This is a genomic window from Rhizobium rhizogenes NBRC 13257, from assembly GCF_000696095.1.
Classification (GTDB): Bacteria; Pseudomonadota; Alphaproteobacteria; order Rhizobiales; family Rhizobiaceae; genus Rhizobium; species Rhizobium rhizogenes.
Window position 1 is genome coordinate 187,639 of the sequence record NZ_BAYX01000003.1, and the last position, 14,998, is coordinate 202,636.

Annotated in this window: 14 protein-coding genes; 13 read left to right on the top strand and 1 reads right to left on the bottom strand. The window is 60.8% G+C overall.

The window, feature by feature from the left end; translation table 11 throughout:
- Window positions 1–3 precede the first annotated feature (3 nt).
- From RRH01S_RS07790 to RRH01S_RS07825, 8 genes are all read left to right on the top strand, one after another.
- A complete protein-coding gene (locus tag RRH01S_RS07790) occupies window positions 4–1,650 on the top strand; it encodes an ATP-binding cassette domain-containing protein (RefSeq protein ID WP_034522469.1) in 1,647 nt (548 codons plus the stop codon).
- Between the two features lie 17 nt (window positions 1,651–1,667).
- Window positions 1,668–3,224 carry a hydantoinase/oxoprolinase N-terminal domain-containing protein gene (locus RRH01S_RS07795; RefSeq protein ID WP_034522658.1) on the top strand — a complete coding sequence of 519 codons (1,557 nt, stop codon included), beginning with the start codon at window positions 1,668–1,670 and terminating at the stop codon, window positions 3,222–3,224.
- Window positions 3,217–4,350, top strand: a complete 1,134-nt coding sequence (locus RRH01S_RS07800; RefSeq protein ID WP_042470735.1) for an S-methyl thiohydantoin desulfurase family protein — start codon at window positions 3,217–3,219, stop codon at window positions 4,348–4,350. The genes RRH01S_RS07795 and RRH01S_RS07800 overlap by 8 nt, the downstream gene beginning before the upstream one ends.
- Window positions 4,351–4,397: 47 nt before the next feature.
- Window positions 4,398–5,993: an ABC transporter substrate-binding protein gene (locus tag RRH01S_RS07805; protein WP_034522465.1), complete on the top strand. Its 1,596-nt coding sequence runs from the start codon at window positions 4,398–4,400 to the stop codon at window positions 5,991–5,993.
- A gap of 68 nt (window positions 5,994–6,061) precedes the next feature.
- Entirely contained in the window at window positions 6,062–7,138 is a 1,077-nt protein-coding gene (locus tag RRH01S_RS07810; RefSeq protein WP_034522463.1) for an S-methyl thiohydantoin desulfurase family protein, read from the top strand.
- Window positions 7,135–8,673 carry a hydantoinase/oxoprolinase N-terminal domain-containing protein gene (locus tag RRH01S_RS07815; protein WP_034522461.1) on the top strand — a complete coding sequence of 513 codons (1,539 nt, stop codon included), beginning with the start codon at window positions 7,135–7,137 and terminating at the stop codon, window positions 8,671–8,673. The genes RRH01S_RS07810 and RRH01S_RS07815 overlap by 4 nt, the downstream gene beginning before the upstream one ends.
- A complete protein-coding gene (locus RRH01S_RS07820; RefSeq protein ID WP_034522460.1) occupies window positions 8,670–8,897 on the top strand; it encodes an isoaspartyl peptidase/L-asparaginase in 228 nt (75 codons plus the stop codon). The genes RRH01S_RS07815 and RRH01S_RS07820 overlap by 4 nt, the downstream gene beginning before the upstream one ends.
- Before the next feature lie 11 nt (window positions 8,898–8,908).
- Window positions 8,909–9,961 (top strand): dipeptidase, encoded by a 1,053-nt coding sequence (locus RRH01S_RS07825; protein WP_042470743.1) that lies wholly within the window; start codon window positions 8,909–8,911, stop codon window positions 9,959–9,961.
- Between the two features lie 124 nt (window positions 9,962–10,085).
- Here RRH01S_RS07825 and RRH01S_RS07830 read toward each other — a convergent pair whose 3' ends face one another.
- Window positions 10,086–10,454, bottom strand: coding sequence for a response regulator (locus tag RRH01S_RS07830; protein WP_007689174.1), 369 nt, complete (start codon window positions 10,452–10,454; stop codon window positions 10,086–10,088).
- 251 nt (window positions 10,455–10,705) lie between these two features.
- Between RRH01S_RS07830 and RRH01S_RS07835 the strand changes: the two genes are divergently transcribed.
- The 5 genes from RRH01S_RS07835 (at window position 10,706) to RRH01S_RS07855 (ending at window position 14,980) form a co-directional block, all read left to right on the top strand.
- The gene (locus tag RRH01S_RS07835; protein WP_034522456.1) at window positions 10,706–12,208 is read left to right on the top strand and encodes a helix-turn-helix transcriptional regulator; all 1,503 of its coding nucleotides are present in this window, start codon (window positions 10,706–10,708) and stop codon (window positions 12,206–12,208) included.
- A gap of 202 nt (window positions 12,209–12,410) precedes the next feature.
- Entirely contained in the window at window positions 12,411–12,590 is a 180-nt protein-coding gene (locus RRH01S_RS07840; protein ID WP_034522454.1) for a CsbD family protein, read from the top strand.
- A 51-nt stretch (window positions 12,591–12,641) separates the two neighbouring features.
- Window positions 12,642–12,935: a BON domain-containing protein gene (locus RRH01S_RS07845; protein WP_007689177.1), complete on the top strand. Its 294-nt coding sequence runs from the start codon at window positions 12,642–12,644 to the stop codon at window positions 12,933–12,935.
- 221 nt (window positions 12,936–13,156) lie between these two features.
- The gene (locus RRH01S_RS07850) at window positions 13,157–14,614 is read left to right on the top strand and encodes a PAS domain-containing HWE histidine kinase family protein (protein WP_034522452.1); all 1,458 of its coding nucleotides are present in this window, start codon (window positions 13,157–13,159) and stop codon (window positions 14,612–14,614) included.
- Between the two features lie 135 nt (window positions 14,615–14,749).
- Entirely contained in the window at window positions 14,750–14,980 is a 231-nt protein-coding gene (locus tag RRH01S_RS07855; RefSeq protein ID WP_007689179.1) for a hypothetical protein, read from the top strand.
- Window positions 14,981–14,998 lie beyond the last annotated feature (18 nt).

Genomic DNA, 14,998 nt, shown 5'->3' on the forward strand with positions numbered 1-14,998 from the left:
CCCATGGCCGAACCGCTTCTGAAAGTCGAGGCCCTCAATGTCTCTTTCACGACCTACGGCCGCACCCGGCAGGTGCTGCGCGATGTGGGCTTCACCGTGGCCGCCGGAGAGCGCGTCGCGCTGATCGGCGAAACCGGATCGGGCAAGTCGGTGACGGCGAAGGCGATCATCGGCACTCTGCCGAAGAATGCGGCGATCGGCTCAGGCACGATCGCGGTTGCGGGGCGTAACGTACTCACCATGCCTCGATCCGAGCGCGAAGCGCTGAAGGGCACGGCGTTCTCGCTGATCATGCAGGACCCGCTTTCGTCCTTCAATCCGGTGTTCAAGATCGGCACGCATCTCGATGACGTCATGCGCTTTGCCGACAAGCGCGATGGCGTGGTCTCGTCCAGGGCGGATCGCCGCCTGCGCATCGCGGCGGTGCTGCGTCGGGTTCAGCTTGCCGACGGCGAGCGCGTAATGAACGCCTATCCGTCGGAACTCTCAGGCGGCATGCGTCAGCGCGTGCTGATCGGGCTTGCGCTGCTGCATCAGCCGAAGCTCTTGATTGCCGACGAACCCGGCACGGCGCTCGATGTGACCACGCAGGACGAGATCCTGAACCTTATCAACCAGCTGGTCGTCGAGGAGAACATGGCTCTCCTGATGATCACCCACAATCTCGGCGTCGTGCGCAAGGTCGCGGACCGGGTCGTGGTCATGCATCATGGCGATATCGTCGAGGCCGGTCCTTGCACCGAGATTCTGCATAGCCCGAAACAGCCCTATACCAAGGCGCTCCTCGAGGCGGTGCCGCCGCTTTACGGCCGGCGCGTCATCGACCTGCCGCAAAGCGATCGCGCTCCCATCGTCAAGGTCGAGGCATTGAACAAGGTCTATGGCCGGCGGCCCGGCTTCCATGCCGTGCGTGACGTGAACCTGACATTGCGCGAGGGCGAAATTTTCGGGCTTGCCGGCGAGTCCGGCTCGGGCAAGACCTCGGTGGCTCGCATCATCATGGGCCTGTCGCGCCCGACTTCGGGAAGCATCACCATCGACGCTCCCGCGCCGGGGCATGGCAAGCGATTGACCCAGATCGTCTACCAGAACCCTGGCACCTCGCTGAACCCGAAGCGCACGGTGAAGCAGACGCTTGCCCTGCCGCTGAAATCCATCGGCATGGATGGGCCGACGCGGGAGGCGCGAATGAGCGAGCTGATGGATCTCGTTCGTCTGCCGCAATCCTATCTTGCGAAGTATCCGCACGAACTTTCAGGCGGCCAGAAGCAGCGCGTGGCCATCGCTCGCGCGCTTGCGGCCGAGCCGAAGATCCTGATCCTGGACGAGCCCACCGCTGCCCTAGATGTCTCGGTGCAGAAGACGGTGATCGAACTGCTCCTGCAATTGCGCCGGGATCTCGGTCTCACCTACCTGATGATCTCGCATGATCTTTCGCTGATGCGGAATTTCTGCTCGCGCATTGCCATCATGCTGCGTGGCGAGATCGTCGAAGAGGGGCCGACGCCCGAGGTCTTTGCTGAGCCCAACCATCCCTACACCCGCGCGCTGATTGCCGCGATCCCCGTCGTCACCGACGAGGAGGAGCGCCTGAAACCCGTCGTGACCCAGGAAGAGCGCATGCGCTTCCTCGTGAAAACCATAGATTGATCGAAGAGGAGCCTGACGTGTATCGCGTTGGAATTGACGTCGGCGGCACCAATACGGACGCTGTCGTACTGAATGGAAAGACCGTGCTGGCGGGGGTTAAGGCCTCGACGACCGAAGACGTGACGTCGGGCGTGATCGAAGCACTCGAAAAGGTGATCGAAGCGTCCGGTATCGACCGGGCGCGGATCGCGGCTGTCATGATCGGTACGACGCATTTTACCAATGCGGTGATCGAGCGGCGTCACATGGACGAAGTCGCGGCGATCCGCCTTAGCCTGCCGTCGGGTGCCGGCCTGCCGCCGATGGTCGACTGGCCCGATGATCTCCGCGAGATCGTCGGAAATCACGGCTATCAGGTAAAGGGCGGCTATGAATTCGACGGCCGCGAACTCTCGCCGCTCGACGAGGACGCCATCATCCGGATCGCGGGCGACATCCGCGCCAAGGGTCTGAAGGCAGCAGCGGTCACCTGCGTCTTCAGTGGCATCAATGACGCGATGGAGCTCCGCGCCAAGGAGATTTTGCAACAGCATTGCCCGGGTCTGCCGGTTGTGATGTCGAAGGATATCGGTCGCCATGGCCTGATTGCCCGCGAGAGTGCCACGATCATGAATGCCAGTCTCCTGTCGCTCGCGGATCGCACGGTGGCGGCATTCGGCAAGGCACTGACGGCTGCGGGGATACCCTGCCCATTTTATATTACGCAGAACGACGGCACACTGATGGCCGCTGACGTCGTGCGCGGCTTCCCGGTACTGACCTTCGCCTCCGGCCCGACCAATTCGATGCGGGGCGCGGCATTCCTGACCGGCATCAAGGATGCCGTTGTCGTCGATGTCGGCGGCACCACCTCGGATGTGGGCTCCCTTTCGCACGGCTTCCCGCGCCAGGCCTCGACCACGGTCGATATCGGCGGCGTGCGTACGAATTTCCGAATGCCCGATGTGTTTTCCATTGGCCTGGGCGGCGGCTCGCTGGTCGTCAGAGGTGATGCTGGCCTGACCGTGGGACCAAAGTCGGTGGGCTACCGCGTTCGCAAGGAAGCCCTGTGCTTCGGCGGCACGACGCTGACCGCGACCGATATCGCCGTCGCCTCCGGCAAGGCCGATGTGGGTGACAGGGCGCTGGTCGAAAACCTCGACAAGGTGCTGGTCGATGCGGCCGTCGCGAAGATCGATGCGATGCTCGAAGCCTGCGTCGAGCGCAGCCGCATCTCGTCGACGCCTGTACCGGTGATAGCGGTCGGTGGCGGGTCCATCCTCATGCCCGACCGTATCGGTGAATTGGAGGTGATCCGGCCTGAGAATTTCGCCGTGGCAAATGCCGTCGGCGCCGCCATCGCGCAGATCAGCGGCGAGACGGACCGCGTCTTCTCGCTAATCGACGGACGCACGCGCGAAAGTGCGCTCGCAGAAGCGGAAGCGGAAGCGCGTGAGAAAGCGATCGCTGCCGGCGCGCTTGCCGAAACGCTTGAAGTCATCGAGCGAGAGGACATGCCGCTTGCCTATCTGCCGGGCAACGCCACGCGCATTCATGTCAAAGTCGTCGGAGAGATGGGAGGCGATCATGCCTGAGACGCGCAAGCTGAAGTATGACGAAGCCGTCCTGCGCACGCTGACACCGGAAGACCTCGACGCGCTGGAGATCGGTGCCGGCATTCTCGGCACCGGCGGCGGCGGCAATCCGTATCAGGGCAAGCTTCTCGCGCTTGAGGCGATGAAGGCCGGTTACGAGATGAAGGTTCTCGCGACCGACAGTATCGAGCCGGATGCGCTGTGCATGTCCATCGGCGGCATCGGGGCACCTGTTGTCGGCGTGGAACGCATCCGCGAGGGACGCGAGGGGCTGCGATGCCTGCGCGCGATGGAGGAGCTGATCCGCACGCCGATCGATGCCATCGTCTGCGAGGAAATCGGCGGCTCGAATGCGATGAACCCTCTGGTCACGGCGGCGCTTGGTGGGTTGCCCGTCCTGGATTGCGACGGCATGGGCCGGGCCTTTCCCGAAATGCAGATGACCACCTTCTCGATCTATGGTCACAGCTCGACGCCTTCGGTGATGTGCGATCTGCATGGCAACGCCGTGATCTTCAGCCATGCCGTGTCCGAGGTCTGGCACGAGCGTATGGCGCGCGCCTGCGTCGTGGCCCAGGGCGGCGGCGCCATGCTGGCGACGGCGCCGATGCAGGCGCACTACGTCCACCAATACGGCATTCCGAAAAGCTATACCAAGGCAATCGCGCTCGGCGAAGCGGTGATCCGCGCGCGCAAAGCACAGGAAGACCCGATCGCGGCGGTCTGTGCGCTTGAGGGTGGCCGACGCATCTTCAACGGCAAGATCACCGATCTGAAGCGCCATTTGCGTGGCGGCTTTGCCGTTGGTGACATGGAGCTTGCGGGCTTTGACGATTGCGTCGGTCAGACGGCGAGCGTGGCGATCCAGAACGAATTTCTGATCTTCCGCCGGGACGGCGAGGTCGAGGTCTGCGTGCCCGATCTGATCGTCCTGCTCGATGTCGACACGGGTTATCCGATCACCACCGAAATGCTGCGCTACGGCCAGCGCGTCGCCGTGGTCGCCATCCCCTGTCACGAGCTGCTGCGCAGTGCGCGCGCGCTCGATGTCGTCGGCCCGTCGGCTTTCGGCTATCGCGAGATCACCTATTCACCGCTGCCTGCTCCTACGGGGACAGCAGCATAACCATAAGCGGGGCAATTCCAGTTCCCGCATCCAAGAGGAGAACGTGAATGAAGATGGGTTCCAATAGTTTGCGCCTTGCCGCACTGTTCCTCGGCACGGCCATGGCGCTGCCGCTGACCTCGGTTGCGGCTTCGGCGGCCGACAAGGTGTCGATTGCCGTCAATACAATGCAGATCTTCAGCTCGCTCGACCCGGCGAAGGTCACCGACTATACCGGCTACATGGCCATCGTGAACATGTATGACGGCCTGACGACGGTAAGCCCTTCGGGCGACATCGTCCCCCATCTGGCAAAATCATGGGACATCGCGCCGGACGGGCTGACCTACACCTTCCATCTGCGTGATGATGCCAAATTCCAGGACGGCACGCCGCTCAAGGCTTCGGACTTTGTCTGGTCGATCCGGCGTCTGCTCGGCATCAACAAGGGGCCGTCGAACCTTGTCGTCGGCCTTGTGAAGCCCGAAAACATCACCGCGCCCGACGATACCACTGTTGTCATCAAGCTCGACCGTCAGTTCTCGCCCTTCATGGCGGTGACGCCACTGATGATGGCGCTCAACGAAAAGCTGATCGAGGCCAATACGAAGCCGGACGATAAATGGGGCGAAGCCTATGTCGGCGAACATTCGGCGGGCTCTGGCCCCTACAAGCTCGTCAGCTACAACCGCTCGGCCGACATGGTGATCGCGCGTAACTCTGACTATTTCCTCGGCTGGACCAAGGGCACGCCGATCGACGAGGTGCGCTTCATTCAGACGAGCGACGATGCCACGGTGAAAGCCCTGGCCGAAAAGGGTGATCTCGGCCTTTCCTCGCACGGTATGGGCAACGACACCTATGAAACAATCGGCAAAATGCCGAACTACAAGCTGATCCAAACCGGCACGGCCGGCGGCTTCGTCATCAAGCTGAACTCCAAGGTCTATCCGACGGATGATGTCCATGTACGGCGTGCGATCGCCTATGCGACCGATTACAAGACCATTCAGGAGGCGATCTATCCAGGCTTCGACATGACCGGCCCGCTTTCGACCGCGTTCAAGGACGCCCATAGCGACGATATCCAGCCCGGCGTCTTCGACCTCGAAAAGGCCAAGGAAGAGCTTGCCAAGTCGAAGTACGCTGGCCAGAAGATCACGCTGGTCAACAGCTATGTCGCCTCGCTCGCCTTCGAGGCGGATGTGGCGCTGCTGATGCAGGCAAATCTTGAACAGATCGGCATCACGCTCGACATCAAGCCCGAGCCGTGGAACCGCATCGTCGAACTTTCCTCCAAACCGGAAACGACGCCGGCTTCGACGCAGGTCAACATCTCGCCCAATTATCCCTCGCCGGATGCGATATTCTACAACCAGTATCACTCCAAGGCTTCAGGTACCTGGATGTCGATGGAATGGCTGCAGAATCCGGAGGTCGATGCGCTGATCGACAAGGCGCGGGCGACCACCGACGTCAAGGAACAGAATGCGGCCTATAAGGAGCTTCAGGCGAAGCTCGTCGATCTGCAGCCAGACGTTTGGGCCGTGTCGCCGAACCGCCGTTATGCCGCGAACAAATGCTTGCAAGGTTACGAGTTCATCCCGATGCAAAGCTGGGACCTGAATTTCTCGAACTTCCATTGGGACTGCAAGGCGAACTGATCCTCGCATTCCAGACAAGCAGACCCGGCCCGTTTTGGGGTCGGGAACGCTATTGCCGAAGGTGACACATGCTTCAGGAATTTTCCGAAGACGACATCGAGCCGCTTGCAACGGGTGCCTGGATTCTGGGGACCGGGGGCGGCGGCAATCCCTATATCTCGACGCTGAACCTCCGCCGGCTCTATGCCGAGGGCCGGCGTGTTCAGGTGATGGACCCGATGGCGCTCGACGACGACGACATGGTTGCCGTCGTCTCGAAGATGGGCGCGCCGCTGGTCGGCCAGGAGCGGCTGGGCGATCCCGTTCATCTTGCCCGCGCGGTCGAGGTCATGGAGGATTACCTTGGCAAGCCCTTCCGCGCGATCATGAGCGTCGAGATTGGCGGTTCGAATGCGCTGTCCTCCTTCCTCGCCGCCGCCATGCTCGGCCGCCCGGTCGTCAACGCCGATGCGATGGGCCGCGCCTATCCGGAGGCGCAGATGACCTCCTTTGCCATCGGCAATCTGCCGATGTTCCCGCTTTCGCTGGTCGACGTGCGCGAAAATGAAGTCATCATCACCCGAGCGGCGTCGTGGAAATGGATGGAGCGGATATCGCGCAAGATCTGCACCGAGGTCGGCTCGACCGCCGCCACCTGCAAGGCGCCCCGCACCGGCCGAGAGGTCAAGGAATGGGGCATTCACTATACGATCACCAAGGCAACCGAACTCGGCCGGGTCGTGATCGAGGCGCGTGCGCGCCACGACAATCCGGTGAAGGCGGTCCTCGACCACGAGGGCGGCAAGCAGCTGTTCCGCGGCAAGGTGATCGACGTCGCGCGCGAGACCACCGGCGGCTTCCTGCGAGGCCGCACGGTGATTGAAGGCATCGACGCGGATAAGGGTGCGCGCATGGAGCTGGCCTTCCAGAACGAATGGGCGGTCGCGTTCCGTGACGGCGAGCCCGTTGCAATGACGCCGGATCTTCTGTGCCTTCTCGACACGATTTCGGGCGGCGCGATCGGGACTGAATCGGTGCGCTACGGCCAGCGCGTGACGGTCGTGGCTCTGCCTGCCCCGAAACTTCTGACGACACCCGCGGGGATCGCAGCCGTTGGGCCTCGTGCCTTTGGTTATGACATTGATTTCAGATCGGTATTCGCATGAAGCGCATCGGTATTGACGTTGGCGGCACCAATACGGATGCCGTTTTGATCGACGGCGAAAACATCATCGCCTCGATCAAGGTTCCCACGACGCAGGATGTGATGTCGGGCGTGAAGGCGGCGTTGAGCCATGTGGCGGGGCACGAGGGCGCGGGTGGGCGGCCCATCGACGCGGTGATGATCGGGACGACGCATTTCACGAATGCAGTGGTCGAGCGCGCGCGCCTGGAGCGCGTCGCGGCGATCCGCATCGCGTTGCCGACCGGCGCATCGCTGCCGCCGATGTGCGACTGGCCGGAGGATCTGCGTGCTGCGGTCGATCCGCTGGTCTTCATGGTGCATGGCGGCCACGAATATGACGGCAGCTTGCTGGTGCCGATGATCCCCGACGAGATCCGCGAAGCGGCGATGAAGATCCGCGACGCGGGCATTACCTCGATCGCGATCTCGGCCACCTTCTCGCCGCTGACGACCGAATGCGAGGTCAGGGCGGCCGAGATCGTCCGTTCGGTGATCCCGGATGCGCGGATCACGTTGTCGCACACGCTCGGCCGGATCGGGCTTCTGGAGCGCGAGAACGTCGCGCTTTTGAATGCGGCGCTGCAATCCCTCGGCAAGACAACCGTGCAGGCTTTTTCGGATGCACTGCGAGAGGCGGGTTTGGCCGCGCCTTTCTATCTGACGCAGAATGACGGCACGGTGGCGCTTGCCGATATGGCGGCGGCAAACCCGGTCCATAGTTTCGCCTCCGGACCGACGAACTCGATGCGTGGCGCAGCTTTCCTGACCGGGCTCATGGATGCCATGGTCGTCGATGTCGGTGGCACCACCTCGGATATCGGCTGCCTTGTCGGCGGTTTTCCGCGCGAGGCGAACAATATCGTCCATATTGGCGGGGTACGCACGCTGTTCCGCATGCCCGACCTCCTGCCGATTGCGCTTGGCGGCGGAACGATCATCGATCCGGAAACCGGCAAGATAGGCCCGCGTTCGGTCGGCTATCGCATATTGACTGAAGCACGCGTCTTCGGCGGCAACACGTTGACCACGTCGGATATTGCGGTCGCAGCAGGGCTGATCGAGATGGGTGACAGGGACCGCGTGAAAGATCTCGATCCGACCTTCGTCAGGACAAGCCTCGGTCGTATCCGCGATATGGTGACGGACAGCTTCGATCAGATGAAGACCTCGGCGGAAGACGTGCCTCTGATTGCGGTCGGCGGCGGGGCCTTCCTGATCCCGGATAAGATCGCCGGAGCCTCCGAAGTTCTTCGCGTCGAGAACGCGGGTGTGGCGAATGCGCTGGGTGCTGCGATGGCGCAGGTCTCCGGTGAAGTCGATCAGGTGTTCTCGGGGCTGAGCCGCGATGAGGCGCTCGCAAAAGCCGAGGAAGGGGCGCGAGATGCCGCCGTCGCTTCCGGCGCGAGCCGTGCAAGCCTCAAGACCCTCGAGGTCGAGGATATCCCGATCGCTTACCTGCCAGGCGGCGCACGGCGCGTGCGTGTGCGGGTGATCGGCGACATCGCGTTCAGTTGACGCAAATCGCCTGGCCCGGCAGGAGCGCGTTTTTCATCCGCTATGTGGTCGGACATGAAATTGCGTCCCGCCTGGCCTATCTGAAGCAGGATCTCGCCAGCGCTGCGGATGGTGTTGTCAATGGTGATCTCGCGCCCTATCACATCGGGGCGAAGCTGGTGGCCATCGATGCCGCCGGCGAGGTTGTCGCTACCCACGAGACAATCTACGAGGTCACGCTGTGACGGAGGCAAGAATGAGCGAAGATCCGATCTATATCCCCGTATTCGATGGGCATAACGATATCCTGTCGCGCCTGATGAGCGAGGGGCGGGTGGGCGCAGAGACGCGCTTCCTGAATGGGCAGGAGGGCGTACACATCGACCTTCCCCGGGCAAGGCAAGGCGGCCTTGTCGGCGGACTTTGCGCTGTCTATGTCCCTGGAGCCGGTAGGGTGCCGGATGCCAACGGCGATCTGCCGTGGGTCGATCGTCAGAGCGCGCTGGATCACACGATCGCGCAAGCCGCTCTCCTGCGTCGGATCGAGGCGCAGTCGGAAGGCGCTTTCACGGTCTGCACGTCGGTGGCGGAAATCCATACGGCAATCGAGTATGGCAGTTTCGCCGCGGTCTTCCATATCGAGGGAATTGAGGCTGTCGGGCCGGATCTCGATCTTCTCCATGTGCTCCACGCGGCGGGCCTGCGGACGCTCGGTCCGGTCTGGAGCCGCCCGAACATCTTCGCGCATGGCGTGCCCTTCCGCTTCGGCCATGGTCCCGATATCGGCCCCGGATTGATCGAAGCCGGCCGCGACCTGATCCGGCTGTGCAACCGGCTGAAGATCATGATTGACCTTTCGCATATGAACGATGCCGGGTTCTGGGATGTCGCGGAAATCTCGGATGCGCCGCTCGTTGCCTCGCATTCGAACGCCTTTGCGATTTGCCCCCATAGCCGCAACGCGACCGACAGGCAGCTCGATGCGATCCGCGAGACGGGCGGCCTCATCGGGTTGAATTTCGGTGTCAAGTTCCTCCACCCCGAGGGCAAGGCCGACAGCGGAACGGATATTTCGGTGATGGTGCGCCACATCGACTATCTGGTTGAACGCGTGGGCATCGACCATGTCGCCTTGGGATCGGATTTCGACGGCACATTAATCTCGAACAAGATCGGGGACGTCACCGGCCTGCCGCGCCTGCTCAGCGCGCTGCAAGCGGCCGGTTACGACAATGAGGCGCTGACGAAGATCGCGCATTCCAACTGGCTTTCACTGCTGGAACGCACCTGGGGTGATGAAACCGCATAGTAGATGTCATGGGCACCAATGTCTGGAAAGAAGGATAAAAGGCATGTCTGGGCGACAGCCGTCAGCGCTGACGCTCCAAGGAGTGCCGCAGCGTCATTGTGTCTCCTCAGAGTATCGCCCGCGCTCAGGCCGCCACCATTTCCCGTATTGTGCTGACAATTTTCTCGGGATCGTAGGGTTTGCTGAAAAACCGCCCATCGACCGGAAGGTTCTCTTCTCGAATGGATTGGTGGCCGGAGGTTACGATGATCTTGATGGGCGGCCAGCGATCGCGAACAGCGATCGCCAGCATGAGCCCGTCCATGCTGCCGGGCATGTCGATGTCGGTGAACAGGGCCTGTATTTCCGTGTGTTCCACCAGGATAACAATGGCTTCGTCGGCGTTTGCAGCCTCCAAGACCAGGAACCCGCCATCCTCCAGTGCATCGGAAATGTCCATCCTCATTAGTGGTTCGTCCTCGACCACGAGAACGGTAATGTGGGCATTGGTCATTGCAGTCTCAATTCTCTTTGGTCACCCCGCCTGTGAAGCTGGTGACAGCAGGTATGAATCGGCGCGGTTCAAGACAAGCATCAGAGCATGGGTAACGCGGCGTGCCTCGGAATTGATCCGTACCTTTCAATTATATTGACGGTAAGCGCACAGTGACCATCGGAGGATTCAGGCAAGCCGATGCATTGCCGACGCTTCCTTTATCGCAACACGTCTCTATTTAACCGGAGAGAAGCGATGTAAGGATTTGCATGACCGACGGGCTGCAGCCGCCAAATGTAAACGGAACTATACTACGGGAACTCGTTGCTGGGTTGAGCGATGGCATTGTCCTGCTTGACCCTGAAGGAGGGATTTCCTGGGCAAATAGTGCAGCGCTTCAAATGCACAGGGTCTCCGCAATCGAGGAGCTTGGCGGCGATGTTGAAGGCTACCGGAAAGCATTTGCACTCAGATACCGCAACAACCATCCGCTGGAGGAAGGCCAATATCCGATCGAGCGGCTGCTCGATGGCGAGACGGTCGATGAGGTGACCGTCGAAATATCGCCAGCCTGCGACCCGGATCTCGTCTGGGTTCACACAGTCCGCAGTCTGATCATCGCTGATGCCGGTGACCGACCTAACGTACTCGCGCTCGTGATCCGGGACGAGACGTCGCTGTTCGAGGCGGAAGAGCGCTTCGAACGCGCCTTTAATGCCAATCCTGCGCCTGGCCTGATTTGTCGCCTTGAGGATCTTCGTTTCATCCGCGTCAACCCGGGCTTCGTGGAGATGACGAACTATACCCGGGAAGAGGTCATCGGAAAGACCGTCGATCAGATCGGCCTCTTTGCCAATTGCGATACGGGCGAGGACGCCACGGCGAAGCTCATGGAAGGAAAGATGATCCGGCAGCGGGAGGCCCTGCTTCCTCTTCCGGGCGGTCGCGATTGCCTGGTGATCGTTGCCGGCGAACCGATTGCCGTCGGCGAAGAGCCATGCATGTTGTTCACATTCGCGGATCTTGATGCGCGGCGAAAGGCACAGAACGCACTTCGCCAGAGCGAAGAGCGGTTCTCGAAGTCATTCAGGCTCTCGCCTGCTGCCGCGGCGATCTCCCGTCTCGATGATTTCGTTTTCACGGAGGTCAACGATGCTTTCGTCCAGCTCTCGGGCTACAGCCTCGAGGAGATCGTTGGAAAGACGGCAAGCGAATTGCGCCTATGGGACAATATCGCCGCCCGGCGCGCCGTGGAAAAGAAGCTTGCGGACACCATAGCAGTTCGCGATGAAGCGATGCGTATGAAGCAAAAGGACGGTGGGACAGCGGATTGTCTCGTATCCGCCGAGCGCGTCGAAATCGGCGATCAGCAATGCGTGATCTGGTCATTGCAGGACATCACCGAACGCAAGCGCAGCGAAGCGGAATTGGTCGAAGCAATCGAGAGCGTCATGGCCGATACCTCGTGGTTCAGCCGCTCGGTCGTCGATCGTCTCGCCACATTGCGGCAGGTGTCGAGCGGCAAGGCTCCCTCGGCCCAGCTGCTCGATCTCAGCGATCGAGAGAAGGAAATTCTTGCCCTGATCTGTCGTGGTCAAAGCGATGCGGAGATGAGTGAGACGCTTCATCTATCCAAGAACACCATTCGCAACCATGTCGCATCGCTTTACATAAAGATTGGCGTAAACCGGCGAGCCGCCGCCGTCATCTGGGCCAGGGAGCGTGGTTTCACAGGCGCCTCAGCATCGTCCAAGGGCCTTAAGTCAAAGTGACGGCTCGATGCTCGCGCCAGGCTCGATAAGGCCTGCATTCGCGAAATGAAGCGGATGGAGTGAGAAAAGGCTATTTCCTACTAGCTTGCCTAGTATTTTCTGATCTGCAATCTGTCGTTCTGAGGCTCTAATTCTTGGGGCATGGCTTCGGTCGAAAGCCCGACGCCGCTTCGTTCTAGACCCAACCCAAGGAGAAGAGACGATGGATAAGAACCGTATCAAAGGCGCAGCCAAGGAAGCAGCGGGATCGATCAAGGAGACGGCCGGGAAGTTGACTGGCAATGATCGGCTGAAGGCAGAGGGTACCGCCGAGAAGACCGAAGGAAAGATCCAGAGTGAAGTTGGCAAGGCCAAGGATGCCGTCAAAGACATTCTTCGATGAGGTGATAGCCGCCTGAATTCCCGATCATACGATCTCACGGAGGCACCTTCGATGCTCTTTCTGGCCAAGCTTTCATCGCTGACGACCGGGTCAGATAGGTGTGCGACCTGTGCAGCTATCCGCTGCCTGATTGCCTATGCCGATGGGCTCGAGGGTTCAAGGATCGACGTGACCGCGACAGAAGGCACTATCGTACTCTCGGGCGTCGCGACGAGCGATCAGGCGCGTGAGACAGCAATTGCGATTGCCGGCGAATATGCCGGCAATCGCGTCGTCAATAATATCGCCACGCAGGCAGATATTGCCGGTCTTCCGGCCTGCCATATCTGCCGTGACGGCCGATGAGCAACGGTCGTGCGAACAAATACACCCAGGCTATGAAGGAAACCTCGTGAAAAGATCATCGTTGCGGTTGCAACCGTTTCCATGGCCTCGGGATCAATGCGCCAGCGTATTCCATCACTAAACTATGATGCTCTCCGATTGTACTTTAACATCATGCGAAGAAGACCTACGCTTGTCGAGACATCGGTATGTGAGCCTTGCTGGATAATGGAGCATACGGGATGAGCCATCTGTCGACCAACGAGAATGAGACGGTCGCCGAATACGTCGACATGTCCGCGAGAAGCGGGTCTCAACCCAATTTAATCCACCATCCGCTGGCACTTCAAGACATTCTGGAAGCGTTACCGGAGGCTGTTTACACGACCGATGCACTCGGCCGGATCACCTTCTACAACAAGGCAGCAACCGAGATGTGGGGTGTCAGCCCCAAGCTTGGTGAGAGCGAATTCTGCGGCTCCTGGAAACTCTACTGGCCCGACGGAACGCTTCTGCCGCATGACGAATGCCCCATGGCGATCGCGCTGAAAGAGAGGCGCGCCGTCAGAGGGCTTGAAGCGATTGCCGAGCGCCCGGACGGTACGCGTACCGCGTTCCTTGCATTTCCAACGCCGATCTTCGATGCCGCCGGCAACCTTAGCGGTGCCGTCAATATGCTCGTCGATCTGACCGATCGCGCGAGTGTTGAAGAGGCGGCCCAACGGTTTGCGGCCATCGTCGAATCGTCCGACGACGCGATCCTCGCCAAGGACTTGAACGGTAAAATCGTCAGCTGGAACCGTGGTGCCGAGCGGCTTTACGGTTATACGGCGCAGGAAGCGATCGGCCAGCCCGTCCTCATGCTTATCCCGCTTGATCGGCAGAACGAGGAGCCGGAACTCCTGGCTCGCATCCGCCGTGGCGAACGCATCGACCACTATGAAACGATCCGACGCCGGAAGGACGGCAGTCTCGTTGAGATATCGCTATCGGTCTCGCCGATCAAAAATCGCGAAGGCCGTGTCATCGGCGTGTCCAAGATCGCGCGCGATATAACCGAGCGCCGGCGCGCTGAAGAGCAGCAACATCTGCTGATCAGGGAGATGGACCACCGCGTCAAAAACCTGTTCAGCCTTGCAAGCAGCGTTGTGTCTCTGAGCGCGCGCGCCGCGACAACACCTGGAGAGCTTGCCTCCGCTGTTTCGGCCCGATTGAACGCGTTGGCGCGCGCGCATGCCTTGACGGTTCCTCGCACGTCTGGCGCCGCCAGTCGAAACGAGCAGGCAACCACGCTGCATGCCCTGATCCAGACGATTGTGGCGCCCTACGATATCACCACCGACAGCCGGCAATCGCGAGCCATCGTTACGGGTCCCGATATCGCCATTAGCGGCAGCGCGGTCACGAGCTTTGCATTGCTGCTGCATGAATTTGCAACCAACGCCGCGAAATATGGAGCTCTTTCCACCTCGGACGGGCGCGTCGATATCGCATGCGCCGAGGACGGGGAACACTTTATCCTGACGTGGACCGAGAGTGGCGGGCCACAGGTTGATCGGCAGACCGATGGAGATGGTTTTGGCAGTATCCTCGCCAAGGCAACGGTCCGCAGTCAGCTCGGTGGTGAGATTTCCCGCGAATGGAACCGTGAAGGGTTGTCGATCCGCCTCATGGTCAAGGCCGATCGCCTTGTTGTATGATCCGCGCTTGATGCCGGTAGCGCTGTGTTTTCGGCTCGGACTGTCGCGCTTTATCAAAATCTTCTTGCAGCCTTGGGTCGTTTCATGAAGTCGCGCGTTTAGTTTGGGAGAAACCGAGCCATCCAGGAGGCTATCATGACCAAGACCTTTGATCTGTCCGACTTCTCCGAAGAGGAGCTTACCTCTCTCATCGAAGAGGCAGGGAGCCTGCGAGACGCCAGACGTAAGACCCGTGATCGAGAGCTTTCAACTGGTGCGGATGGCTCGAAGGGGCAGGATGTGACGGATCCTCAGCACGGCGTCATCCCTACGCCGACACCGCGCGAAGTCAAGGATGACGGTCCGGCACACGGCGTCCCAAAATAAAGCCTTCGAGCGCTAGCC